Below are 24,344 nucleotides of genomic sequence, written 5' to 3' on the forward strand. Positions count from 1 at the left end.
TGCAGACAGGTGAAGGAGTGTGGCGCATGGGAAAGCATGTGATTTTGGGAACCGGTCCGATCGGCCGGTATACGATGGAGGAGCTTGTTGCGAACGGGCATGAGGTCATGATGGTGAACCGGTCGGGGCAGGCGCAGGTGCCGGACGGTGTGAAGGTGGAGCGGACGGATCTGTATACAGAGTCGGATGTGGACCGGGTGATGCGGGGCGCCGAGGCGGTCTACCAATGCGCCCAGCCTGCCTATCATCAATGGACGGAGCGGTTCCCGCTGCTGCAGGAGCGGATCGTGGAGGGTGCGGCCAAGGCGGGTGCCAAGTTGATCGTCGCAGATAACTTGTATATGTACGGCGAGGTACAAGGTCAAATACACGAAGGCTTGCCCTATAGCGCGACTACGAAAAAAGGGCGCTTGCGAGCCATGCTGTCCGATCGGCTGCATGAAGCGCATCGGGCAGGCCGGCTGCGTACGGCTATCGTTCGCGGCTCGGATTATTACGGCCCGCATGCTGCGGGATCGGCTTTCGGAACTCTCTTCTTCCGTCCGCTCGTACAGGGCAAGCCGGCCCGGATGTTCGGCAGTCTGGATCAGCCGCATACCTTCACCTTTATCCGGGACTTCGGCAGGGCGATGGCGACGGCGGGCCAGCGGGAGGAGGCGCTTGGCGAGGTGTGGCATGTGCCCAGCGCAGAGCCCGTGTCGGTCAGGCGGTTCGCAGAGATGGCCTACGCAGCAGCGGGCTATCCCAATAGGGTGCGGTTCATGAACCGGCTTACGCTAAGGCTCGGCGGGTTGTTTTTGCCCGAGGCGCGTGAGGCGGTGGAGATGCTGTATCAACTGGAGAAGCCGTTCCTCGTCGACAGCCGGAAGTGCACAGTACGGTTCGGGCTTCAGCCTACGCCGCTGGAGGAAGGGATCAGGCAGACGGTGGAGTGGTATAGGAAGGAAGCGGGCTTGCCCAGAGGGTGAGGGATGTGGCGGCCGACCGTAGTGCTTGTTAAAGGTACTAACTTAGGATGCAAGTGACCAGGCAGGCGCGGGTGGTTCATTAGACGGGAAGACTACAGGTTGGACTCCGGGGCCGTTTAGGCCTATCCTATAGGTAAGGAACTTATACGACTAGAAGTAAGGAGGCTGACAAATGACAGACTCGAATACAACCTCCCGTCAGGCTGGCGGTCCTTCAAGCGAAATTCAAGGAGTTCGGCTCCCCGATGGGACGCGGCTGCCCCGACTGGGGCAGGGCACCTGGCATATAGGCGACCGTCCCGCCAAGAGGAAGGAGGAGCTGCGTACCCTGAGGCGGGGAGTGGAGCTCGGACTCACCTTGATCGATACAGCGGAAATGTATGGGGACGGGCGCGCCGAAGAGCTCGTAGGCGAGGCAGTTGCCGGACTAAGAGACTCGGTATTTCTCGTTTCCAAGGTATATCCCCATAATGCGGGTCGTCATCGGCTGGCCCGGAGCTGCGAAGACAGTCTGAAGCGGCTCAAGACAGATCGGCTGGATCTGTACCTGCTGCATTGGCGCGGGAATGTACCGTTCAGTGAGACGATCGAAGCGATGGAGAAGCTGGTCCGAGAGGGGAAAATCATGCGCTGGGGCGTCTCGAACCTGGATACGGCCGATATGAAGGAATTGTTGGCGATACCGGGGGGAGGGGGCTGCATGACCAATCAGGTCCTTTATCACCTGGGCTCCCGCGGTATCGAATACGACCTGCTGCCGTGGCAAAGGGAACGGGCGATGCCGATTATGGCCTATTGTCCACTCGCACAGGCCGGGTCGCTAAGACAGGAGTTGGTTCACAACCCAGTCGTGAAGGAGATCGCGGCGGGTCATGGCATTACGCCGTTTCAGCTGCTGCTGGCGTGGTGCATTCGGGACGAGGACGTGATAGCGATTCCTAAGGCGTCGAGCGTTCAGCACGTGGAGGATAATGCCGCAGCCGCCCGCATCAAGCTGACTGAGGAGGAGCTGAGCCTACTCGACCGGGCGTTCCCGGGACCTGCGCGCAAGGTGCCGCTGGATATCGTGTAGCAGCTGGCTGGATGCATGAAAAAAGACATGCCCGCCGAATCCCTCGGGCCGGGCATGTCTCTCGCACTTTACCTGGGGTAACGGAATGGTACCGCCGGACTGAAACCCAGCGTCCTTACTCCGCAAACCGGTCGGCCACGGAGCTTGCGCCGAAGCTCTCGGGCTTGATTCGGGTCTCGTAGCCGACGGAGGTGACCCAGCCGCAAATTTCCTGGATGAGCGCCTTGGTCTCGCCTTGTTGGCCGATATCGATGTGGATCTCTAGCGGCCATTCGGCCAGCAGGTCGTCCATCCCCTTGCGATTAAGCAGATCAACCAAAGCGAGGCTTAGCTCGGTTTCTTTGTAGATGCGTGTACGGAGGTCGAATAACGGACGGCTGCTTGTTTTGCTGTAGAAGAAACGAGCGCCTCTGCCGATACGGTGAATGATCAACGCGGTTACTAACGTAGTGGTGCGACGGGTGGTGTGAGAGTCGGTGCCGATGACGATCTTGTACGGAGAAGCGGGCTCCTCGCGCACATACTGGTGCAGATCAAGCACCATATCTTCCATTGTCACATGACCTCTGCTGGGGCTTATGAACATGAGTGTTCCACTCCTTTCGGCGGATGAAAGCCACCTCTCTAGTTTACTCCAAAAAAAATAAAAATAGTGTTAAGGTGCGCAGATTGTTGCATGTTCTGTAAAAAAACAAATCAAGGACCGCACGGCTCTCACCCCGTACGGTCCTTTTGTTAGTTAATTCGCAGCGTCTGAAACGGAAAGCCGCCAGGCTCGTTCTTACAAGGCGCGCCGCAGAACCGGCTTCAGCTTGCGGAGCCAGCTTGCCGGCTCGGGATCGATCACGGCATGCGTCAGAGCCTCCACCTGGCGGTGGGATAAGAGCAGCGTCAGCAGAACGGCCGTAGCCGTAAGCAGCGTGACCGTCGCCAGGCCGCTCGTCCCTAGGCTGTACAAGCCGGCAGCCTCAAGCAGCTTCAGGCAAAGCCCGTGCAGCAGGAAGACATATAGGGTGCGGCTGCCCAGCTCGGTTGCTTTGCCTGCCCGGTCCGACTGCAGCAGCAGGAAAGCGGCCGCTGTCAGCGTCTGCAGCCCGTACATGCCCAGGCGGTAGACCGCAGCATACCATTCCGGATGGCGAAGGCTCCCGTAGGTACGGGCCGAGGTCAGCCAGTCGATGGGCAGGGTCACCACACCCGTGCAGATCAGGAGGAACGCCCCGGCCGTGACCATACCCGCCAGCAGGCGCACGCTGCGCATGCTGGCAGCCCTCAGGAGCGGCTCCGGCCTCAAGTAGAAGCCCGCGAGGAAGAATGGGAAGAAAACCAGCGTACGGCTGAAGCTCAGCCACATGCCATCGACCGGTACATACCCGGCAGCTAGTCCAAGCAGCACAGCGGCGGCCAAAGGATGCTTCAGGCGGCGGAACCCGAGCAGAAGCACCTTCCAGCATAAGTGGCTGAACAGAAACCAGAGCATCCAGTAGGGAGCCCAGAACGAATAGACGACGCCTTGCGTATGAAAGAAAGCATAGTCAAGCGCCGAGTACGCACTCTGGAACAGCACATATTGGCAGGCGATCTTCAGAAGGACAGTCCCGGCCTTCGGATGCTGCGGGAAGCTCTTGGAGAAATATCCGGTCACCAGCACGAATACAGGCATGTGAAACATAAAAATAGCGATGACGACCGCCCGCGCCTCGGCGTGGGTGGATAGCAGCGGAAATAACATATTTCCGATCACGACGAGTACAATCAGGTAAAAACGGGTATTAAGAAAGTAAGTATCGGCCTTCACTAACGGTTCGTTCATTGCAAATCCCAGCTTTCCTGGATGTTACTTACACGGACAGTATACGCCGCAGCCCTCCACTATGATGTGATTATTTTCACAAACTCAGAATTCAAAAAATTCTGAAAAATAAAGTGCAATATACAGCGCTTTCATCATATAATAGGGAGGAAGTAGCATCCGTATTAGCGCCCGTTTTCTTAGCCACATTCAGAAGCAGATCAGGCTGTTGATCCACGCTCATGTGACCCGGTGAAGAAACGCAGGTAAAAGGAGGCATGAAGCCATGGAAGGAAGATTATCCGTAGGTTTGTTTGTCGGAGTCATGCTAAGTATCCCCCTTTGGCTGTCTATGATTGGTTGGATGCGGTTGGTAGAATCGGCATTCGGGTATTTGTACCGGCTGCATCTGCTATAACGGTTCGCATTTTCCGCCGAGGAGAGAGCGCTTACAATAACTCGGACCCGATATCGGGCGGGTGAAGATAAAATCACCGGAGAACTGCGGTTCCTGTGCTGCCTAGGGCGGCCTGGGGCCGTGGTTCTTCGTTTATCTCCGGCTCCGGGCAGCTGGCAGGAGTTCCATTTTGTACCGAGAGCCTGTACAATATAAGAAAGACATCTGATGGACGCCCGGCATTTCATTTCTATAGTGTCCAACGTCCAAAGGGAGGGCTGGCATGCCATCGAGTAAGAAAGAGAAGCGGGCTTTATGGACGGGGACTAGAGCCCGGACGGGCTTGATCTGTCTTGCATTCATGCTGGTCCTGCCGGAGTATGGCGCACAGGCGGGTATTATGGACCGGATCAAAGATATATACGGCATGCCCGAGCAGGTCGGGCAGCTGCAAGAGCATTATGAGGACGCGATGAAGCAGCTGGAGCAAAGCCGCCGTCAGATGGAGGAAGCTGCTGCCAAGACGGAAGAAACGGTCCGAAGCTTTCAGCAGACCCAGGATAAGCTGCTCCGCGAGAATGAAGAGCTGAGGGAGCGCAACGGACAGCTGGAGCGTGTGCTCGGTCAGATGGAGGAAGCCCGTCAGGCTCAGTCCGTGCGGAACCGGCAGATCGCCTGGACCGCGATGACCGCTGCCGGCCTTGCTCTGCTCTACTTTGTGCTTACGCGTCTATTCCGATTTGCTTTATGGCGACGCGGACGCCGAGGTTTGACGGGAGGGCCCAAATGAAGGCTCGTATAGAAGGCTCGGCCGTGGACGGTCAAGCGGCTACCATTGAGCTGGAGACTGGAGAAGCGGCGCATGTGATGCATCCCGGACGGATCATTGCCTTCGAGGGCCCCTCGCAAGGAAGAGAAGACCGGCTGCTGAACCTCACGGGGATGTACCGGAGGAAACGATGGGTCGAATCGCGGCTTACCGGACCGGCACGCTTCGTGCTCGGCGTTCCGGCGGGCTTTCAGTTCAAAGCAGTGGAGCTGCCCGCGCAAAGCGATCTGCTCTTCGATATCCGCCATGTTCTGCTGTATGACGGTCGGATGAAGCTGGAGAGCCGGTTCCAGCGGGTGAAGCAGGCGCTTGTTACCCAGGATTGGGTCCGGATGAAGTTTTCCGGAGGCGGTCTGCTCGGTCTGATCTCCGCCGGTGTGCTCTGCGAGCTGGAGCTCGATCCGGAGCGTCCGGTTTACGTGGATGCAGGCTGTCTGGTCGCTTTTCCGGAACGATCCGACATGCGCCTTGCCGTATACGGCAACCCGCTCGCCAGCCAGCAGATGAATTACCACTGGGAGATGAAGGGTACCGGCAAGGTGCTGCTGCAGCCTGCTCCAAGAGACCGCAACTTCGATGCGGGCTTGCGGCAGGACTCCTTGCTTCGCCGGGTACTTAGGGAAGCGCTACCGTTCGGCGGTGTTTTTATTAAGTAAGTCAGCTAGGCAGACTAGCCAATCGAGGTGAACGAATGGAACATCTGCATGGAACTTACAGCTTTCCGCTTGTTGTGATGTCGGTACTGATTGCAGTCGGCTCTTCTTATGCGGCCTTGACCTTGAAGGAACGTGTATTTTCCTACCAGGGCCCGGCCCGGACTACCTGGATGCTGCTTGGGGCACTTGTTATGGGGATTGGCATTTGGTCCGCACATCTCATCGGGATGCTGGCTTTCCGGCTGCCGTTCCCCGTCTTCTACGCTCCATTGTATACAGGCCTGTCCTTTGTGCTGTCGATAGTCGCATCGGGAGCGGCGATGGCCGTGACCGCTGACAGGTCGCCGTCAGGGGCCAAGCTGCTGATCGGCGCGGCACTGACAGGTATTGCGATCGCAGGCACTCACTACATAGGGATGGGGGGCATGCGGATGCCCGCCCAGTTGTCCTATAACCCGTATCTCGTCTCCTTGTCGGTTGTGATCGCCTGCGGCGTGTCGTTCGGGGCGCTGTATGTGTCCGTTAGGTACCGGCGTTCCGGTCGGCATCTGACCCACCGGCAAAGGCTGTCCGCAGCGCTGCTGCTAGGCGTGGCTATTGCCGGCTTGCATTATACGGCTATGCTGGCTGCCCGGTTTTCTTTGACGGAGGAGCTCGACGGGCTTGCGCTGATCCCAGGTCGGGACGAGATGCGCCTGGTTCGCTGGATTGGGGCGGCGGGACTTCTCAGCATGCTGCTGATCGCCTTCAGTCAATTTCTGGATCGGAAGTTTGCCCTACGGGTAGCGGAACGGAATAAGCATCGCTACGATTCGATTTTCGAGCATAATCCGGATATGGTGTGCTTGTTCGACTTGAACGGACGATTGCTGAGGACCAATCCGGCCGCCCAGCGCATAACCGGTTATGACTTCACCAGCTATGCAGGCCGTTCTTTCACCCAATTCGTAAATCGTCGCGAAGGCTACAAGATTCGAAGCTGTTTTGCCAAAGTATTGCAAGGGTCACCGCAGACTGTGGAGTTCTCCATTAGGCACAGATCGGGACATGAGATTATGCTGAGTACGACGATCGTGCCGATGATAGAGGACGGAAAGATTGTCGACATTTATACGATCTCCAAGGATATTACGGAGCAGAAGAAGACCGAGAAGCAGCTGCTTCAGGCGAAGCTGGAGGCCGAACGCGCCGCCCGGATGAAGAGTGAGTTTCTGGCGATCATGAGCCACGAGATTCGTACTCCGCTCAATGGCGTGATCGGCATGAGCGAGCTGCTGCAGGAAACCCAGCTTACCGAGGAGCAGCAGGAATATGTGAGCATTATGGTGAAAAGCGGCAGAAGCCTGATGAACGTGATCAATGAGGTACTCGATTTCTCCAAGCTGGAGCATGACAAAGTGAACCTGCATCAGGATCCGTTCTGCCTGCAGCGGACCATGGAAGATACGCTGCTGCTGTTCCGTCCGGAAATCCGTCAGCGCAGTTTGCAGATCCGCTGGCGGCTGGACCCCGCTCTTCCCGAGCTCCTGGTCGGGGATGAGGGCAGGATCCGGCAGATCCTGATCAATCTGATCGGCAATGCCGTAAAATTTACCGAGGAGGGCGAGGTCGACGTTTCGATTCGTCAAAAGCACCGGGAGGGGGACAGGTTACAGCTCGAAGTCACCGTTAAGGACACGGGAGCGGGAATCCCTGAGTCGTATATTCCGCATTTATTTCAGCCCTTTCATCAGCATGATTCCTCTGCGCGCAAGCATGGAGGGACGGGGCTAGGACTTGCTATCTGCAAGCGCCTTGTCGAGCTGATGGATGGTAACATCCGCGTAGAGTCCAGGCCGGGCGAGGGTACCAAGTTTACCTTTACGATCTGCGTCCGGGCATCGGAAGACCGCGTGGCGGTATCGGTATAAGCGCCGGGACGAAGAGGCTCAGGGAGCGGTATCGGGACGGAAGCGTGAATCGCCGGCCTCCTGTTCAAGGACGGGAGATCGGCTGGGAGAGACGAGGGAGGAGCAAGGTTGGATACGATCACGCACACGTTTTTTGGCCTCGTGCTGTATGGGGCCGTCAATAAAGAGGGCATGACCCGCAAAGAGAAGCAGGCTCTGCTGTTCACGGCTGTAGCAGGCTCGCAAATACCGGATATCGACGTCATCTCCTCTTGGTGGGATACGGCGGGACGTTACCAGATGTGGCATCGCGGATTGACGCACTCGCTTTTTTTGGTCCCGGTATGGGCGGCGCTGATCGCGCTGATCGCCAGGGGAGTCTGGGGAGCGAAAAGCTGGCTGTTCTTCGGCCTGGGAACGCTTGCTGTGTTTATCCATAATACGAGCGACCTGTTCAACGCTTGGGGAACCGGGTATCTGGAGCCGTTCTCGACTAGGCGGGTGACGTTCGGCACGATCCCGATTGTGGATCTGATGTTTTGGGCTATTATGCTCGCCGGATGGGTGTGGGCGCGCTTTCGGGCCGGAGGCCGTAAACGCGGGACGGCCTTTCGTGTCTACCGCATGGTAGGGCTGCTGCTGGTCCTGCATGTGGCCGTTCAGTCGGCGCAGGGGTATATGCTGTACAAGCAGGCATCCCCGAAGTATGAAGAAGTGGCCTTATCCGCGGACTTCGTGCCCGGCGTATTTACCGTGATCGGCAAGTCCGGTGACCGCGTGGAGCTGACCAAAGGCTCCGTATGGACCGGTCTCAAGCCTGTAGCCAGTCTAGCCTCCAAGGAGGGGGCCGACCTGGACAGGCTGTTCGCCGAAAATCCGGCAGCCCGGACGCTGTATGAATGGTCGCCGTTCGTAGTCATCGTAGACGACGACAAGCAGCTTGGCCTGTACGATCCGAGGTTTTACCGGAACGGGCAGTCGTTCCTGTTCGAATATATGGAGAAGCAGGGGCTGTGAACACTGCTCCGCAGCGAAGCAAGCCCTAAAAAACGCCTTCTGACCGACAAGTGCAAGCTTGTGGCAGAAGGCGTTTTTTGGTACGAGCAAGCTGGAAGTGAAGGCTAAGCGAACAGGACTAAGGCGTGTAAAAATTTTGCGTGTAGTATACCTTCATCTTGCCGCCGAAGGCAACCCCTACGCCCAGCCGCTTCGTTTCGCCAAGCAGATTGGCCCGGTGTCCGGCCGAGTTCATCCAGCCATGATGAGCGAAGATCGCGCTGGACTGCCCGGCCGCTATATTCTCGGCTGCGGCACGGTAGGCGATGCCATCCTGCTTCATCCGGTCGAAGGGGCTTTGCCCGGACGGGTTCGTGTGGTCGAAATAGTCACGCAGGGCCATGTCGCTGCTGTGCTTGCGCGAGGTGGAGGCGGCGTCCTCGGCCCAGACGAAGGCAGGGAGGCCCAGCTTGACCCGGGCAGCATTGGCCAGGTCGAACGATTGCAGCTCATAGGCTTTTCTCAAAGCCTCGCTACCCTTCGGATAAAAGGAAGCCATCGCTTTCTCAGCCGCTCCGCCGATGACCTGAATGCCGGTCACTACATCGCTGCGGTGAACGTCATAGAAGAAGGTCACATAGTCTCCGCCGATCTCATACGAGCCATACTCGCCATCCCCGTAATTCATCATGAACCGGGTATTGCCCTTCAGGATATAGGTCAAGGGCTCGCCATACTGCCGCTCTACGGTGCTTTTGGCTGCTCCATCCTGAATAGCTCTGTCGGTATGCCAATTATCAGACGGCGAGTATAAGGCGACAACCTTGCCGCCGTCGATCCCGATCTGGGCGTAGCTCGCATAGTCCTGATTGTAGATGTACCAGATGAAGCCGTACTCCGAGGGGTCCTGACGATCCGGCTGGCCGAGCTTGGCCGTTACTTGAGCGGCCGAGTCGCCCACAGCGATGCCGCGGACGGAAACGGCTGCGACCTGGGAGGAATCGCCCGAGCCGCCGCTTGAGCCAGCAGCAGCTCCATTTTGCTTATCCGCACCGGCTTGACCGGCCGGGGCTGGCTTTAACTGGGTCACCTTGGACTTCATATTCATGAGAAACTGAACGGCCTCGGCCCGGGATAGAGCATCCGAGGCTCGGTAGCCTTCCACCGTAGCGGCCGTTTTCCCTTGAGACAGTCCGTTGTTCAGCAAATACGCGACGGAATCGTTCAGATTCAAGGTGCCTTGCTGGGTAGATGTGATCAGTCGCGCCACGGCGCCGCGGTTATAAGCGGCCGCTTCATATTGGTTCAGAACAGTCCACCGATTGGCGCCGGCAATCTCATAATAGGGCTTATACCAGGGAGAAGCGTTGGCATCCGCTCCCGTCTGCATCGGATATGCGCGCAGCAGCATCGCCAGAAATTCCGGCTCGGAAACCGCGCGGTCGGGACGGAATGTACCGTCTTCGTAACCGTCGACGATATGCCGGTCTACCGCCCATTCAATGGCTTTGGCGCCCCAATGCCGGGCCGTATCCTTGAAGCCCGAGGCGGCTAAAACTGTAGAAGAAGACAACGGAGCGATGAGGGACAAAGTAAGCAATGAAGCCAATCCGAATGTCATCCAACGTTTACTCAAATGATAACCTCCTTAAAAGCGGCGACGATGGAGTGAGTCATGGGGTAGGAAGCTTATTCATGAACTCGTCGCTCTTCTACTATATGAGGGCGAGGGGGCGCTTGTCTATGCCAATCTTGTCCGTTTGGAAGAAAAAGGAGTGAAAAAAGCAGGCGAAGAAGCCTGGGGGCTCGACGGCCTCCAGGCTTCCTGCTTCGGGGTGGCGTTAGCTTCGTTCGGGATTCGGCTCGCAGGCTCGGGCATTACGTTCAACGGTGTCTTCGGCCAGCTTGGCCCCGTACTGATCCAGCCGGGACGGGCTGCTGGCCGGGCCGTTGTTCTTTGGCTTGCTGTTTCTTCCTGACATGTTAGCGTCACCTCCATGACTAGGGTGCGCCCAAATAGGCGGATTTATTTATTACCGGACAGTGAAGTGATTTTTTTCACATACTGCAGGCGGGGGAAAAGGTATGATGAATTCATGACAAAGCTTGCTGGAGGGATACAAATGAGTAACAATAAGGATAGAACCAAGCTGATTCTGGTCGGAAATGGAATGGCTGGCATCCATACGCTGGAGCAATTATTGAAACTGAGCCGCAGCTTTGATATTACGGTATATGGCGAAGAACCGTATCCTAACTATAACCGCATCCAGCTCTCTTACGTACTCGAGGGCAGCAAAACCTTAGAAGAGATTGTGCTGAACGATAGAGCCTGGTATGAGGAGCATGGCATCACCCTGCATACGAGCAAACCGATTGTATATATCGATACCGAGGCCAAGCGGGTGTTCACGGCTGACGGGGAAGCCGACGATTACGACATGCTGGTGCTTGCGACAGGCTCCAAGCCGTTTATCCTGCCGATCCCGGGCGCAGAACTCGAGGGTGTCGTCGGCTTCCGGGATATTGCCGATTGCGAGGCGATGCTGGCGGCTTCGAAGACGGTGCGTCATGCGGCTGTCATCGGCGGCGGGCTGCTCGGTCTGGAAGCGGCCAAGGGCCTCACGAAGCTGGGCATGGATGTGACGGTCGTGCATCTCGTCGACCGGCTGATGGAACGCCAGCTCGATGAGCCGGCTGCCGGGATGCTGAAAGCGGAGCTGGAGCGTCAGGGCATCGCTTTTTGTCTGAGCAGCCAAACGGTCGCCTTGCATGGGACGGCCGACGGCCGGGTAAGCGCGCTTGAGCTAGCCGACGGGACAAGGCTGCCGGCCGAGCTCGTGGTGATGGCTGCGGGCATCAAACCGAACGTCGGACTCGCCAAGGCCAGCGACCTGCGCGTGAACCGCGGCATTCTGGTCGACGATTACATGCGCACGAGCGCGCCGGATGTGTATGCCGTCGGCGAATGCTGCGAGCATCGCGGGGTTTGCTACGGGCTCGTCGCGCCGCTGTTCGAGCAGGGGCAGACGCTCGCTCGTACGTTGGCAGGGGTTGAGACGCAGCCTTATGAAGGATCGACCGTCAGCACGAAGCTGAAAATATCGGGCGTTGACGTCTTCTCGACCGGTCAGTTTCAAGAAGGCCCGGAGCATCGCGTGCTTCGTATGCATAATGAATGGAACGGCACCTATAAGAAAGTACTGCTTCAGGAAGGGCGTATGGTCGGCGCGATTCTGTATGGGGATGTGAATGACGCTCCGCAATTGACACGCTGGGTGAAGAACGGGGAACCGATGAGCGATGCGATTTATCGGGAGCTGTTCGGAGGAGGAGACGCTGCTGGAGGCTGCTGCGGGAACGGAGCAGGGAAGAAGTCCGCAGTGGAGTCGATGACGGATGATGAGATTATATGCGGCTGCAACGGAGTCACGAAGGGCGCGATCGTGGATGTCATCCGAGAACAGGGACTGACGACCGTAGACGAGATCAAGGCTTGCACCGGGGCGACCCGTTCGTGCGGGGGCTGCAAGCCGCTGGTGGAGCAGCTGCTCCATGCAACGCTCGGAGCCGACTATGAGCCGGCAGCCGCAGCTTCCAAGAGCGGCATATGCGGGTGCACGGAGCTTGGCCGCGACGAGATCGTAGCCGGCATCCGCAGCATGGGACTGACCCATGTGCAGGAAGTGATGCAGGTGCTCGGATGGAATCAGCCGGAAGGCTGCTCCAAATGCCGCCCGGCCATCAATTATTATCTCGGCATGGTCCATTCGATCCATTATGAGGATGAGCGCGATTCCCGGTTTGTCAACGAAAGACTGCACGCCAACATTCAGAAAGACGGCACGTTCAGCGTCATTCCGCGGATGTACGGAGGCTTGACGACGCCGGAGCAGCTGCGGAAAATCGCGGATGCGGCTGATAAATTCCAGGTGCAGGCCGTGAAGATGACCGGGGGCCAGCGGATCGACCTGCTTGGCGTACGCAAGGAAGATCTCCCAGCGATCTGGAAAGATCTCGATATGCCGTCCGGCTACGGATATGCCAAAGCGCTTCGCACTGTCAAAACCTGCGTCGGCTCCCAGTTCTGCCGCTTCGGCACTCAGGATTCGATGGCCGTGGGAATCGAGCTGGAACGGAAGTATGAGCGGCTGTGGATGCCTGCAAAGTTCAAGATGGCAGTCAATGGCTGCCCGCGCAACTGCGCCGAGTCCGGAACGAAGGATCTTGGCATCGTCGGCAATGACGGAGGCTGGGAAATCTACGTAGGCGGCAACGGAGGCATCAAGCTGCGAGCGGCGGACTTGCTCTGCAAGGTGAAGACCGATGAGGAGCTTTATGAAATTTGCGGCGCATTTATCCAGCTGTATCGGGAGCAAGCGAACTATGCCGAACGGACGTCGGATTGGGTAGAGCGCTTCGGTCTGGACGCTATTCGTCAGGTCGTGCTTGAGGACGCCGAGCAACGGCGCGCATTGAACGAACGAATCGAGCTGGCGCTTTCGGCGGTCAAGGATCCTTGGCAAGAGGCGATTCAAGACCCCGGTTTGCGGACAATGTTGTATGAACCGATCGTCAAAGGATAGCGTGCAGCTGTCCATCAAGAGGAGGAGAACGAAAATGGCGGAAGCAGCAGGATTTCAAACGGCAGCCGGTATATTGGAATTTGTGACGGTAGGGGCTGTCGAAGACTTCCCGCTTCGGCTGGGGCGCGAGGTAAAGGCAGGCGGCTTGGATATAGCGGTGTTTCATACGACGGAAGGCAAGCTTTACGCTTTGGAAAACCGTACGCCGCACCGTAAGGGCGGTCCCCTTACGGAAGGGCTGGTCAGCGGAGCTTATGTTTACTGCCCCTTGCGCGATCTGAAGATCGGGCTAGCCGACGGTCAAGTGCAGGCGCCGGATACGGGCGAGGTCAAGACCTTCCGGGTTCGCGTCGCGGAGGGCTTGGTTCAGATCGGTTTGCCGCAGTAACGGATCTAACGGGCGGGCAGCGGCTGCTTGCAGACTAACGCAGAAGAAAGTGAGATGGTAACCGTGTTTACGGATTCGGTAGAAGCAATCGTACAAAGTGCTGTGAAAAAAAAGGAGATGCTCGACAGCAGCCTGCTTCGCTACCTGCTGTCGGCAGGCTTGGCCGGGGCGTACGTAGGACTTGGTATCGTGCTCATCTTCTCCGTCGGAGCGCCGCTGTTTGCCTTGAAATCCCCCGTTGCTTCGATGGCGATGGGCGTATCCTTCGGAGTCGCGCTGACCCTGGTCATTTTTGCAGGCTCGGAGCTGTTCACCGGCAATAATATGTTCTACACGATTAGCACGTTGTCTGGCGCCACGACATGGAAGGATACGCTGCGCAACTGGTTCTGGTGCTATGCCGGCAATTTGTTCGGAGCTATGGTTCTGGTCGGGCTGGTGGTCGGCTCGGGTGTTTTTGCCGGGATTGCGCCGGAGCACCTGCTGTTCTCGTCGGCAGCGAAGAAGATGTCCCTTCCATTCGGTCAGCTGTTCTTCCGAGGCATTCTATGTAACTGGTTCGTCTGCCTCGCCATCTGGACCTCGATGAGGGCAAAAAGCGATACCGCGAAGCTCATTCTCATCTGGTGGATGCTGTACGGGTTTATCGCTTCGGGCTATGAGCACAGCATCGCGAATATGACGGTGCTCGGTCTAGCGCTTCTCCTCCCGCATCCCGACACCATCACCCTGGCGGGCTGGTTCCATAATATGATCCCGGTGACGCTGGGCAATATCGTAGGAGGGGCCTTCTTCGTAGGCGCTATTTATTGGCTGATCTCTCCCGTGAGACGCAAACAAGCGGAGCTGCGCAAGAAGGAAGCGCCGGAGGCCATGCCTACAACCAGGGGAACGTCTGCGGACGCAGCCGAACCGGCTGCCTCGGCGACAAGGCCTTGAGCAGGAAAGAGAGGATTCAGAACAGTCCGGCCACTTTGGCCGGACGTTTTTTTATTGGGGCGTGACTTGTGGAAGCAAGGCTCGGATTCATCTATAGCGCATGCGTAGAAAGGGACGGATTGGGGTAAAAGAGTAAGAGTGTCCATCTGACTATAGAGGAGCGATGAATGATGAGCAAACCTGTACAAGCTTACTTCCATAATGAAAGTGAGGCCGAGCATGTCCGGATTCTGCTTCAGACCTATCCGGTTGAACAGCTTGAAATAGGCATGATTCAAGATGGGCCGGATCGTGATTCCCTGCTGCTGCCGCTTGGAGCTACGGTTGGCTCGGGAGATGTTGCCGTTGGAGCGCCCGGAGCGGCCTATGGAGCCGGCGGAGCGGGCGGGAACGCCCCGGCTGCCGCTGCCTTCATCGGCCTGAATGAGGCCGACAGACTCAGGCATGACGATAACCGCGACGGCATCGACGACCGTGAGCATCGCTATGTGCTAAGCGCGCAGGTCGCCCCAAGCGATTACCCGCAGATCGTGGAGCTCATCCGCAGCAATGGCGGGTCTGTTCTAAGAATCGACGAGACTCCTTGATTAATAAACGCATATAAAAAAGATTGCCGCTGCTGGCAATCTTTTTTATATGCGTTCAACTTCTACGAGCACCGTCCAACCATCGTCGGAAAAGAGCATGACCATCCCTCTCAAACCATGCTATGGCCAGCGCATAAATGGCCTTACCGGTTGACCGCTTTGCGAACGTTCCCGGCTCCGGTCAGGATCCAGATGGCGCTAAGCACCAGCAGAGCGGCTGCTCCCCAGGCGGTATATACGATGACTGGTGTACTGCCTAGATTGGTGACGCCGACGGCAGCGATCCCCCACGCTACGGTCAGCGGATATGCCGGGTCACGGAACCTCCAGCCTATCGTAATCCCCAGCAGCAGAGCAACGATGAGGAGAATGACCGTCCAGGCCGTCTCGCTCCAGCCAAACCCATCCCACCCGGCAACATCTAGCCCGATGATTACATTGACGATCGTAGCCACCGAAATCCAGCCCAGGTAGATGCTGAACGGCAGCTGAACGAAATAACGGACAAGCGGCTCGGATGACCAGCCTGACGGCCGCGTGCCGACATACGCTCCGATCAGGGCGGCTAGCAGCCCGAGCATGGCGAAAACCGAAGAGATGGTGTATAAATAATGCCACAGAAGAAGCCAGCCTGTATTCAGCAAACAGCTTAGCAGGAACCAGGGATTAGCGCCGACAACCTCTCGGTCGTCTTGATGAGTCGGCAGCCATTGTACAATGATGTATACGGCGAGCAAGGCATAGATCAAACCCCAGATGGCAAAGGCATAGGGCGCGGGGGTGATCTGCACCGGGAACATGTCCGACAGCTCTTTCGTCGACAGGCCATTCAATGGCAGCGCGTTGGCCAGCCAATTGACTACCAGCACCAGCACCAGGCCGAGCGTATTCAACAAGCGGATTCCTATTCCATTCATAGGTAAGCCTCCCTGTAAAAAGTCTGACGTCCCGTGACGGTAGGTTCGCCGCGGCGACCGTTGCCATCCTATCGGTCTCCGCCTGCCTCTGCTTCTGAAAAGCTTCTCGTGAAGGGAGGGAGCTGCTAGGAGTATATGTGTATTACCCTGTCTCCATGCAAGACAACCAGCAAGCCTTCCCGAAAACCGCGGACAGTCCGAAACGTTTTGCTCCGCCCTGCCGCCTATCCGCCTGCAAATGCCTGTTTGGGTAGTAGACTTGCTAAAAGACGGCGAGAATTTTGTCAAAGTGTGTTGAATTTCTCAGAAAAACGTATGTCCGGCAAGGTTTCATCGCGATATAATGGAGAGGTGAGAGCGGCGATTGCTGCCCATTAGGGTAAAGAAGGAGGTTCGTCAATTTGAAAGGCATACATAGACGAGTGTGGGGCTTGCTCCTCGCCTTTGTCCTGACTGTAGGAGGCTGGTTTCCGGGAGGGCCTGCGATCCGCGCAGCGGAGCCCCCGGTACCAAGCGAGCCGCCGATTGGCGGAGGGGCTGTAAGCTCGTTGTTGATCGTCAAGACAACTGCCGGAGACGACTTTGCGGCTGCACTCCGTTCCGATGGCAGCGTGTGGACGTGGGGCGAGAACTCGTACGGTCAACTCGGCATATACGGAAATTTGAATGACATCAAGAATTATAGTCCTCAAAAAGCGATATTTTACGATACTTCTATTCAAGACATCTCTTCGGGTCAGCGGCATACGGTTGCGCTTGAGGATGACGGCTCGGTGTGGGTTTGGGGAGACAACTCCTCCGGCCAGTTAGGAACGGGAGATGCCATCAACCGGTCTGTACCGGTAGGCGATGTCCGCTACGCGGATGGAACGGTCTTATCTAGCAACTTCTCTTCTGTGGCCGCTGGCGGACGCTTTACGGCGGCTTTGCGCAATGACGGCACGGTATGGATGTGGGGCGAGGGGGCGAGGGGTCAGCTGGGCCATGGAACGGCGGAGCTTTCCAGGAAAGCGGTCCAAGCCAGTATTCCGAACCCGGTTGTAGCTATTGCGGCAGGTAAAAACCACATGCTGGCCCTTGATGACAACGGGTATGTTTGGGCATGGGGGGACAACACGTTCGGACAGGCCGGGCAAGACCATACGGCATTGACGAAAGTGACAGTGCCGATGCAAGTAACGCTTGAGGGAGGCGCGCCGCTAAGAGGCGTTGCGAGCATCGCTGCGTCCTCCCAGTCCGACTCAAGCTTTGCCATACTTAATAACGGTGGGGTATTCGCATGGGGAGCCAACCGTTCAGGGCAGCTTGGCATCGGAGTAAGGGAAGGAACTGATATAGAGCCGGCCATCGTGGATATACCCGACGTGGTCGCCCCGCTGCAAGGTATAAAGTCCATCGCATTAGGTGAACAATTCGGATTTGCCGTGAACGAAGAAGGGAGGCTGTTGTCCTGGGGCAGGAGCCAGAACGGCTTGTTCGGCAGCGTGGCCCAAGATGACTTGAAGCTGCCGCCTTCTCCGGAAGAAAGGATGGAGAGCTTGGCCGTCTCCCGGGTTGCGGCAGGAAATAGCTTCGTTCATGTGCTCGGAGCAGACGGGGTATTGCGGGGCTGGGGCAGCAATGCCTACGGGAGCCTGGGTGTAGGTACAAGCGATGAGAATATCCTTGTTCCTACGACGGTAGAGGGCCTTTTGTGGTACGATTCGATTTATGTATCAGGTGTGGTATCCGGTACCGACGGATTGCAACTGACGAAGCTGCCGAATTATGAGGCGCGCTTGTATGCGCAGAAGGCAGATGAAAGCTGGGAGATCCAGCCAGTAGATTATAATCGGCACGATGATTATTTTTCCATGGTATTCTCAAGTCTGCTGCCTGAAGAGGTGTACAAGCTTGTCGTAACGGCACCCGGCTATCAGCCGAGTGAACAAGTTTTCCGGCTGCAGGGCGGCCAGTACACGAACACGCTGAGCATTAATCTGCTGCCTGAAGCCGTGTCAGACTGGCTTGTTATGGAGGTTGAAAACACGTCGCTGACCGATGACATTTCGATCGTGGAATCCCATCGGACGGGAGCCGGATACCGGACTACGTCTATATTATATCCGGTCATTCAGCAGAATTTGACGACCAAGACCATCAGGCTCCCCCGGCCGGAAAATTCCGTTCCCGGGCTGGCCCATCATTATTTGATTCACGGAAGAGATTATGAAAGTGGACAGGGTCAGGATTATGTGCTCTACAGATCGTTAACAGCCGCGGACCTGAGCTTGCCCAAGCATCTGTTCCGAGTAGACGAAGCCTCGATGGCGCCGCTGGAGGTAGATCTCCAAGGCTTGAACTCGGACCCGCAAGTACTTGGCACCATTGCATTAAGCCTCGAGGACGAGGCAGGCGTAGCCATCCTGGCTGCAGACATTTTTCCGGGAACTCTTCTGCCTTCCGGCAACTATAATTTCCGGCTGGAGGCCTGGGGATACGATGAGGAGAGGTTCTATCTGCTCAAAAGTGACTTTTCGTATTCTCCAAACTCACACCGGCTTTCCTTCGTCCAGGAGGATCTGGCTCGAGTCACTCTGGATATGACGAATTTAAGCGGGGTGAGGATAACGCCGGAATTCCTGCACAGGCAAGCGCCCGGCCACGTCGATCAGGACAGATACTTCTCCGAAGTACCGATGAATCTAGATCAAACGATATATATGAGCAAGCATCCTTACACGAAGCTGGCTACTGAGTATGTGGCGTACTTATCCGACCCCAGGGAGGGGGAAGGGTTCTTCCCTTGGATGAGCTTTATTTATCGGCATCCGAATCCGGTGCTCGAGGGCGACCGTTTGCTACAAGCAGATACCAACTTAAGAACAAGCATAGGATTAAACGATAACGAGGTATATGGTGCGGGTGCAGCGATACCATTCGATCTTCTGCATGTGTTGGATGGTCAAGGCAATACCGTCTCGGCTATCACGTACTTCGATTATGAGCAGCTGAATCTCGAGCAGCTTCGCGGCACCCTGACCTTCTCCGGTCCCCAAATCTATTCCGTTCCAGTCGGAATAGGGCAGGGAGGATTCTTCACTCTGCCGGAGCAACCAGGCACCTATACGGTCAGCTACGCCGTGTACGATAGCCTCATTCCTGTCGCCCCTTCCATGAAAACGATTCGGATCGAAGAGTCGCCATCCATCGATGTTTACCGGATCAGCGGCCAAATTCTGCTGCAAAATGTAGCGGCTGAGAGTGTATCGATCCGGCTGCAGGGGAACGGTTTCGTAGGGGATGCGGTATATGGAGCTGCCGTCGGCACTTCCGTATACGGACAGTACCACCTGTATGCTGCCGATGCGAGCGGTACGAGGCTGCTCTACTACTTCGATGTACCCGCAGGGAGCTACCAGGTGACCGCTCGAAGCGGGGAAATCACAAGCAGCGCTTATGCAAACACCGATTCTCCGACGGGACCTGAACTCGCTCTCATCAAGCCGGCTCAGCCGGGGCGCGTGCCGACAGCCTTGCATTGGACGGGCGGAGCTTTGAGCCTGAGTCCTGGCGAGGAGCTTAAGCCTTCGGTTACGGCTTATTACTCGGACGGCAGCTTTGAGGATGTGTCAGACCGGGATCTTGAGATTGCGATAGCTGATACATCTGTGGCAAGGCTTATCAGCGGAGGGAACATACAGGGGCTGAGGAGCGGGACCACCAGTCTAGTCGTGGTGTATACGGAGCCCGGACAAGCGCCAGTCCAGTCCATGGGGAGCCTTAGCGTTGTTTATAATCCCGTTTGGCTGAAGGAGCATCTGGAGCGGCTTTACCCAGGTGCGTTCGGTATTCAAGAGCTTGTCCATTTCTTACAACGTACGGATCAAGTGCTGGACGTGAATGGAAATGGCAGCTTCGACCGGGATGATGTGTCTGAGCTTCTTCGTCTGATCGGTCCGAGGAATATGCCTCCGCTAGTCTAGCACGCATAACCTGATGCAGGACACGGTCTATAAGAGGTCTTGGATTTGATCTTGGTGGGAGCCGTATCTCCGGGTACGGCTCCTTTCTCGGTTCAAATCGTCGTTCAATCGGGTATACTGTATGTAGTAGGTATAGGCATGAACGCAAGCGTCGTGATAAAGGGAGGAGTAGGACTATGGGAAAACGTACTGCAGATCGGGGGGGCTGGAGCATCTCGTACACGGAACAGGGCTCCGGGCATCCGCTTGTGCTGCTGCACGGCTTTTGCGGCAGCGGCGCTTATTGGGATGAGGTAGTGCCGTTGCTGGACGCGCATTATCGTGTCATTGTACCGGATCTGCGCGGGCACGGAGAGTCCGGATCGCCGGACGAGGCTTACACGATCGAGGGGATGGCGGACGATATCGCAGCTCTGATCGATGAGCTTGGGACCGAGAAGGCGATTGTGCTGGGGCATTCGCTGGGAGGGTATGTCACCCTTGCTCTTGCCGAGCGTCATTCGGATAAGCTCCGCGCGTTCGGGCTTGTTCACTCTATGGCGTTTCCCGATGACGAGAAGGGGAAAGCAGGCCGCCTGCAGGCTAAACAAACCATCCGGGAGCAAGGGCTGTCCGTATTTATTGAGGGGCTTATTCCGAAGCTGTTTGCGCCCGCTCACTTGGAATCGATGCCGGAAGCGGTCAAGCAAGCGAAGGAAATCGGACTCGGCACGAGTCCCGAAGGAGCGATGCATACGCTTGATGCTATGCGAGAGCGTCCGGACCGGAATGCAGTTCTGCAGAGCATGGAGCTTCCGCTTCTGCTAGTAGCGGGGGAGAACGATCAGATCATACCGGTGGAGCGGACATTCGTTGTGCAAGGGGATTACGTTACGCAGCGGCTCATTTCCGGAGCGGGCCACATGAGTATGATGGAGGCGCCGAAGGAGCTTGCACAATCCGTACGGGATTGGGTGGCTTCCTTTTCCTAAAATCAGGCGGTCTACAAGCACGGGGCTTTTTGCCCGTGCTTGTTGTGATTTTGATGGACTTCCGTGCGATGCCTAAGGGTTCGATTTAGCGTATACTAGAGTAATAGAACCGCACACAAACCGGGAAGGGATGAGGAGCATGAAGGAACAGGAACGCGAGCATGGGCTGCCGGGTGCATCCGGCTATCCGATTGTCTTGTACGACGGCATATGCGGCTTTTGCCAACGGGCTGTACAGTTTATTTTGCCGAGGGACCGGTCGGGTACCTTTCGCTTTGCAGCTCTCCAATCGGAGGTTGGCCAGTCGCTGCTCCAGCAGCATGGCTTGGCAGGGGCCTCCCTTGACACGTTTGTGCTCATTCATGAAGGGCGCGCCTATACCCGCTCTACTGCGGGGCTGCGGGTACTAAGAGAACTGGGCGGCATGTGGCGTTGGTTATATTCGGCGATCATCGTCCCAACTCCCATCCGCGACATGGTCTATGCGATGATTGCCCGCAACCGGTACCGGATGTTTGGAAAAGCCGATGCTTGTATGCTTCCGCGCCCAGAGGACCGCAAGCGGTTCTTGGACCGTTCCTAACCGGCAGGATGGAGGACCGCGCGCAAAAAAAGACCGTTCATCCGCATGCTCTCTCCAGAGCATGGCTTGAACGGTCTTCTTTCGTAAGGGCTAGTCGCTGGGGGCGAGCCGGACACGGCATAGCAGCAAGGTTAATCCCCAGCCCGCCGCCAGTAGCGCAAACGCGTAGTAGAAAGCTGGCAGTGCCCACAGGAGCGGTATAGCAAGCAGCGTCACCGCGGCGGCATGAATGCGCCGAACAACATGTGCCGCGGAGAGTGCTCTGAGCTGCGACGGAAGCGGGTAGATAAAAGACCAGTCCGAATGCCGGTATGCCTTCGCAAGCTCTCTCAGCTGCAGGGCGAGCAGGGCCGTGAAGACGAGAAAGACGATCGGAGGGACAAGCAGTCCCCGGGTCAACGCGATGAGGAGAAAGCCCAGTCCGGTTAAGCGCAGTGCTATACCGAAGGTTTCGGAACGAAGCCATACATAGGTGTACAGAAACCGGTACGCATGCGACTCCTGAAAGCGGAAGCCGCCCAGCTTCTCCATGAGTATCCGCGGGGCATGGACCGCCCGGGGGCGTCCCTGGAGGTCGCTGACATCGACGAATTGGTTCAACAGATTCAGAATGCTCCGTCTGTGGCGGCGTTCTGTTTCGATTAGACGAAGCCATTGAAGGCTCCTCCCCGATGATAGGCGGATCAGGCCCAAGTAAAGGAGCAGGACAACGGCCGCGGTCAATGTGCCGACCCAAGGCCGCATAAGGAGCAGCGCATAGGTCAAGCCTCCTGCCAGCAGCCAGCGCACCAGCGACCAGACTGCCCGGGGCAAGCGCTCCGTCAGCATGAGCTCCATCCATTTTGCTTGAAGCAGGATGCGCTTTAGGGCGATCAGAACGAGCAGGACATGGAGGAACCCGGGTTTCGCTCCTTCGGAGAAAGCATAAGCCGGCCATACGGCCAGCCAGACGACCAGGAGCGCGAATGATTGAAGAGCGAAGGCTCTATGGAGAGCCTTTTTCAAATACCCTCGAATGAATTCCGACTCCAGCGGTATGCAAAATACGAGATCAGGTTCCCTTAAGTAAGTGCGGATCGGACACAGAGCGAGTATCGGCAGCAGGATAAGTGTAATGATCTCTTTAAAAGGGAAACCCGGCGGAGCTTGGGTCAGCAGCCTTCCATATAGAAAAGCCATGGCAAGCATACCCAGTACGATCAGCAAGGCTACCGTTTGCAAGGCATAGGCGATGTAAGGCTTGATCTCGGCCATGAACCCTCGTTCGCGTCTATTCCATAAGCGATCGGGATCGAACAAGAAAGGCTCCGGCTTGCTCATTTTGGAGTCACTTCCCGAGTAACCAGACTGCAGAATACGTCATCCAGCGGTGCTTGAGGCATGTGCGCCGCGGCCCGCAGCGCCTCCAAATCCCCGGCGGCGGCTAACCGTCCGTGATGGAGTACGACATAACGGTCGGCGTACCGCTCGATGGTCGATAGAATATGGGAGCTGATGAGAATTGCGGCGCCTTCGCTCTTGACCTTAGCCATCAGCTCCAGCAGAGAGCGTATGCCAAGCGGGTCCAGCCCAAGGAAAGGCTCATCGATGATATATAAGTCGGGCTTGACCAGAAAGGCGCTCATAATCATGACTTTCTGCTTCATCCCCTTGGATAAGTGAGCCGAAAGCCGATTATGGAAAGGAGCCATCTGGAAATCCTCGAGCAGGAGGGCGGATCTTTCCGCATAAGCTTCCCGGCTCAAGTCGTAAGCCATGGCTGCCATCTCCAGATGCTCCCGTACCGTCAATTCTTCATAGAGCAGCGGTGTTTCCGGTACGTAGGCATACGTTCGGCGATAGGCGGTCGGATCATCCTCTAGCCGGCGCCCTCCTAACTGGACTGAGCCCCTGTGAGGCTCCATCAATCCGAGAATATGCTTGATGGTCGTACTTTTGCCGGCTCCATTCAGTCCGATAAGGCCGACCATCTCCCCTTGGTTTACCGTAAAGCCGATATCGTGCAGCACCGGTTTTTGTTTGCTGTAGCCCCCGGTAAGATGTTCAATATGTAATAAAGCCTCCAATATGCTCACCTCTTTATCGAATAGTTTACAACGTTTGTCCTCAAAACGAAAATGATGCCGCTGCGAAGACTACTTCCTTATATATGTCTTTATTGGAAAAGGTACAGGGTTGCCAAGGTGCTGCAAGCATGTTATATTGTTACCCGGCCCCAAAAAGGGGAAGATATAAAAGAAAAAAATTACTACTTGCATGTTGGGTAGTAAATGTGGTAAATTAGCTTTCGTTGTCCGATTCATTAGTGTAAAGCTTCTGCGCCAAGCGGGTTCGTCCCCTTGATATGGAACTGAAACATTAAAGAAAAAGATGCTTGCAATTCGAAAGTGAATGTGATAAAGTAATCCTCGCTGTCACGAACGGCTAACGAAATTGCAGCCGCTTGGATAGACAAGCGATGTACCAAATTGCCCTTTGAAAACTGAACAACGAGTGAGTGTTAAATAGAGAATGAAAATTCTCGCTAGCAGTAACTTTTGAGCAAGTCGAACTACCTCAGTAGTCATTTCAGCCTTCGGTTTGAAGAGACTACCTTAATGGAGAGTTTGATCCTGGCTCAGGACGAACGCTGGCGGCGTGCCTAATACATGCAAGTCGAGCGGACTTATTCCTTCGGGGATTGGTTAGCGGCGGACGGGTGAGTAACACGTAGGCAACCTGCCTGTAAGACTGGGATAACTACCGGAAACGGTAGCTAAGACCGGATAGCTGGTCACTCCGCATGGAGAGATCATGAAACATGGGGCAA

Annotated in this window: 21 protein-coding genes and 1 rRNA gene; 16 read left to right on the forward strand and 6 right to left on the reverse strand. The window is 56.5% G+C overall.

Annotated features, from left to right (window positions below; translation table 11 throughout):
- The first annotated feature begins 26 nt into the window (after positions 1-26).
- Complete coding sequence (locus GSF01_RS27765; protein WP_159888510.1) at positions 27-968, forward strand: NAD-dependent epimerase/dehydratase family protein; 942 nt, start codon at positions 27-29, stop codon at positions 966-968.
- 172 nt (positions 969-1,140) lie between these two features.
- Entirely contained in the window at positions 1,141-2,040 is a 900-nt protein-coding gene (locus tag GSF01_RS27770; protein WP_159888511.1) for an aldo/keto reductase, read from the forward strand.
- A gap of 115 nt (positions 2,041-2,155) precedes the next feature.
- Here the strand turns inward: GSF01_RS27770 and GSF01_RS27775 are convergent, their stop codons facing one another.
- Both GSF01_RS27775 and GSF01_RS27780 read right to left on the reverse strand, forming a co-directional pair.
- Positions 2,156-2,626, reverse strand: a complete 471-nt coding sequence (locus GSF01_RS27775; RefSeq protein ID WP_159888512.1) for a ribonuclease H-like YkuK family protein — start codon at positions 2,624-2,626, stop codon at positions 2,156-2,158.
- Between the two features lie 195 nt (positions 2,627-2,821).
- The gene (locus GSF01_RS27780; protein WP_159888513.1) at positions 2,822-3,853 is read right to left on the reverse strand and encodes an acyltransferase family protein; all 1,032 of its coding nucleotides are present in this window, start codon (positions 3,851-3,853) and stop codon (positions 2,822-2,824) included.
- 265 nt (positions 3,854-4,118) lie between these two features.
- Here GSF01_RS27780 and GSF01_RS30140 point away from each other — a divergent pair, with 265 nt between their 5' ends.
- From GSF01_RS30140 to GSF01_RS27800, 5 genes are all read left to right on the forward strand, one after another.
- Positions 4,119-4,250 (forward strand): hypothetical protein, encoded by a 132-nt coding sequence (locus GSF01_RS30140; protein WP_268893747.1) that lies wholly within the window; start codon positions 4,119-4,121, stop codon positions 4,248-4,250.
- A 262-nt stretch (positions 4,251-4,512) separates the two neighbouring features.
- A complete protein-coding gene (locus GSF01_RS27785) occupies positions 4,513-5,019 on the forward strand; it encodes a hypothetical protein (RefSeq protein ID WP_159888514.1) in 507 nt (168 codons plus the stop codon).
- Entirely contained in the window at positions 5,016-5,714 is a 699-nt protein-coding gene (locus GSF01_RS27790) for an AIM24 family protein (RefSeq protein ID WP_159888515.1), read from the forward strand. The genes GSF01_RS27785 and GSF01_RS27790 overlap by 4 nt, the downstream gene beginning before the upstream one ends.
- A gap of 35 nt (positions 5,715-5,749) precedes the next feature.
- Positions 5,750-7,624, forward strand: a complete 1,875-nt coding sequence (locus GSF01_RS27795) for an MHYT domain-containing protein (protein ID WP_159888516.1) — start codon at positions 5,750-5,752, stop codon at positions 7,622-7,624.
- 108 nt (positions 7,625-7,732) lie between these two features.
- Complete coding sequence (locus GSF01_RS27800) at positions 7,733-8,620, forward strand: metal-dependent hydrolase (protein WP_159888517.1); 888 nt, start codon at positions 7,733-7,735, stop codon at positions 8,618-8,620.
- Between the two features lie 118 nt (positions 8,621-8,738).
- Here GSF01_RS27800 and GSF01_RS27805 read toward each other — a convergent pair whose 3' ends face one another.
- Positions 8,739-10,235 (reverse strand): CAP-associated domain-containing protein, encoded by a 1,497-nt coding sequence (locus GSF01_RS27805; protein ID WP_159888518.1) that lies wholly within the window; start codon positions 10,233-10,235, stop codon positions 8,739-8,741.
- Between the two features lie 139 nt (positions 10,236-10,374).
- On the opposite strand from GSF01_RS27805, the gene GSF01_RS29450 reads away from it, so the two are divergent.
- From GSF01_RS29450 to GSF01_RS27825, 5 genes are all read left to right on the forward strand, one after another.
- Positions 10,375-10,578, forward strand: coding sequence for a hypothetical protein (locus GSF01_RS29450; protein WP_201305500.1), 204 nt, complete (start codon positions 10,375-10,377; stop codon positions 10,576-10,578).
- Positions 10,579-10,722: 144 nt separating this feature from the next.
- Positions 10,723-13,185 (forward strand): nitrite reductase large subunit NirB, encoded by a 2,463-nt coding sequence (gene nirB / locus GSF01_RS27810; RefSeq protein WP_159888519.1) that lies wholly within the window; start codon positions 10,723-10,725, stop codon positions 13,183-13,185.
- A 34-nt stretch (positions 13,186-13,219) separates the two neighbouring features.
- Entirely contained in the window at positions 13,220-13,573 is a 354-nt protein-coding gene (nirD, locus tag GSF01_RS27815) for a nitrite reductase small subunit NirD (RefSeq protein ID WP_159888520.1), read from the forward strand.
- A gap of 63 nt (positions 13,574-13,636) precedes the next feature.
- On the forward strand, positions 13,637-14,512 hold the full coding sequence (locus tag GSF01_RS27820; RefSeq protein ID WP_159888530.1) for a formate/nitrite transporter family protein: 876 nt from the start codon (positions 13,637-13,639) through the stop codon (positions 14,510-14,512).
- 170 nt (positions 14,513-14,682) lie between these two features.
- Complete coding sequence (locus tag GSF01_RS27825; RefSeq protein WP_159888521.1) at positions 14,683-15,099, forward strand: hypothetical protein; 417 nt, start codon at positions 14,683-14,685, stop codon at positions 15,097-15,099.
- 143 nt (positions 15,100-15,242) lie between these two features.
- Here GSF01_RS27825 and GSF01_RS27830 read toward each other — a convergent pair whose 3' ends face one another.
- Entirely contained in the window at positions 15,243-16,016 is a 774-nt protein-coding gene (locus GSF01_RS27830; protein WP_159888522.1) for a hypothetical protein, read from the reverse strand.
- A gap of 401 nt (positions 16,017-16,417) precedes the next feature.
- Here GSF01_RS27830 and GSF01_RS27835 point away from each other — a divergent pair, with 401 nt between their 5' ends.
- The 3 genes from GSF01_RS27835 to GSF01_RS27845 all read left to right on the forward strand — a co-directional run bounded on the left by GSF01_RS27835 (position 16,418) and on the right by GSF01_RS27845 (position 21,535).
- Positions 16,418-19,981: an RCC1 domain-containing protein gene (locus GSF01_RS27835; RefSeq protein WP_159888523.1), complete on the forward strand. Its 3,564-nt coding sequence runs from the start codon at positions 16,418-16,420 to the stop codon at positions 19,979-19,981.
- A 176-nt stretch (positions 19,982-20,157) separates the two neighbouring features.
- Positions 20,158-20,952 carry an alpha/beta fold hydrolase gene (locus tag GSF01_RS27840; RefSeq protein ID WP_159888524.1) on the forward strand — a complete coding sequence of 265 codons (795 nt, stop codon included), beginning with the start codon at positions 20,158-20,160 and terminating at the stop codon, positions 20,950-20,952.
- A gap of 139 nt (positions 20,953-21,091) precedes the next feature.
- Positions 21,092-21,535 carry a thiol-disulfide oxidoreductase DCC family protein gene (locus GSF01_RS27845; protein ID WP_159888525.1) on the forward strand — a complete coding sequence of 148 codons (444 nt, stop codon included), beginning with the start codon at positions 21,092-21,094 and terminating at the stop codon, positions 21,533-21,535.
- A gap of 90 nt (positions 21,536-21,625) precedes the next feature.
- Here the strand turns inward: GSF01_RS27845 and GSF01_RS27850 are convergent, their stop codons facing one another.
- Together GSF01_RS27850 and GSF01_RS27855 are read right to left on the reverse strand one after the other, a co-directional pair.
- On the reverse strand, positions 21,626-22,855 hold the full coding sequence (locus GSF01_RS27850; RefSeq protein ID WP_159888526.1) for an ABC transporter permease: 1,230 nt from the start codon (positions 22,853-22,855) through the stop codon (positions 21,626-21,628).
- Complete coding sequence (locus GSF01_RS27855) at positions 22,852-23,601, reverse strand: ABC transporter ATP-binding protein (protein WP_159888527.1); 750 nt, start codon at positions 23,599-23,601, stop codon at positions 22,852-22,854. The genes GSF01_RS27850 and GSF01_RS27855 overlap by 4 nt, the downstream gene beginning before the upstream one ends.
- Before the next feature lie 528 nt (positions 23,602-24,129).
- On the opposite strand from GSF01_RS27855, the gene GSF01_RS27860 reads away from it, so the two are divergent.
- Positions 24,130-24,344: ribosomal RNA gene (locus tag GSF01_RS27860) — 16S ribosomal RNA — on the forward strand; the annotation flags it as partial.

This window comes from Paenibacillus puerhi, from assembly GCF_009846885.1.
Taxonomy (GTDB): Bacteria; Bacillota; Bacilli; order Paenibacillales; family NBRC-103111; genus Paenibacillus_G; species Paenibacillus_G puerhi.

Excerpts from the sequence above, each read along its gene's own strand:
- GSF01_RS27765 (WP_159888510.1), top strand. The coding sequence starts at position 27 with ATGGGAAAGCATGTGATTTTGGGAACCGGTCCGATCGGCCGGTATACG.
- GSF01_RS27770 (WP_159888511.1), top strand. The coding sequence starts at position 1,141 with ATGACAGACTCGAATACAACCTCCCGTCAGGCTGGCGGTCCTTCAAGC.
- GSF01_RS27775 (WP_159888512.1), bottom strand. The coding sequence starts at position 2,626 with ATGTTCATAAGCCCCAGCAGAGGTCATGTGACAATGGAAGATATGGTG.
- GSF01_RS27780 (WP_159888513.1), bottom strand. The coding sequence starts at position 3,853 with ATGAACGAACCGTTAGTGAAGGCCGATACTTACTTTCTTAATACCCGT.
- GSF01_RS30140 (WP_268893747.1), top strand. The coding sequence starts at position 4,119 with ATGGAAGGAAGATTATCCGTAGGTTTGTTTGTCGGAGTCATGCTAAGT.
- GSF01_RS27785 (WP_159888514.1), top strand. The coding sequence starts at position 4,513 with ATGCCATCGAGTAAGAAAGAGAAGCGGGCTTTATGGACGGGGACTAGA.
- GSF01_RS27790 (WP_159888515.1), top strand. The coding sequence starts at position 5,016 with ATGAAGGCTCGTATAGAAGGCTCGGCCGTGGACGGTCAAGCGGCTACC.
- GSF01_RS27795 (WP_159888516.1), top strand. The coding sequence starts at position 5,750 with ATGGAACATCTGCATGGAACTTACAGCTTTCCGCTTGTTGTGATGTCG.
- nirB (WP_159888519.1), top strand. The coding sequence starts at position 10,723 with ATGAGTAACAATAAGGATAGAACCAAGCTGATTCTGGTCGGAAATGGA.
- nirD (WP_159888520.1), top strand. The coding sequence starts at position 13,220 with ATGGCGGAAGCAGCAGGATTTCAAACGGCAGCCGGTATATTGGAATTT.
- GSF01_RS27825 (WP_159888521.1), top strand. The coding sequence starts at position 14,683 with ATGAGCAAACCTGTACAAGCTTACTTCCATAATGAAAGTGAGGCCGAG.
- GSF01_RS27830 (WP_159888522.1), bottom strand. The coding sequence starts at position 16,016 with ATGAATGGAATAGGAATCCGCTTGTTGAATACGCTCGGCCTGGTGCTG.
- GSF01_RS27840 (WP_159888524.1), top strand. The coding sequence starts at position 20,158 with ATGGGAAAACGTACTGCAGATCGGGGGGGCTGGAGCATCTCGTACACG.
- GSF01_RS27845 (WP_159888525.1), top strand. The coding sequence starts at position 21,092 with ATGAAGGAACAGGAACGCGAGCATGGGCTGCCGGGTGCATCCGGCTAT.
- GSF01_RS27850 (WP_159888526.1), bottom strand. The coding sequence starts at position 22,855 with ATGAGCAAGCCGGAGCCTTTCTTGTTCGATCCCGATCGCTTATGGAAT.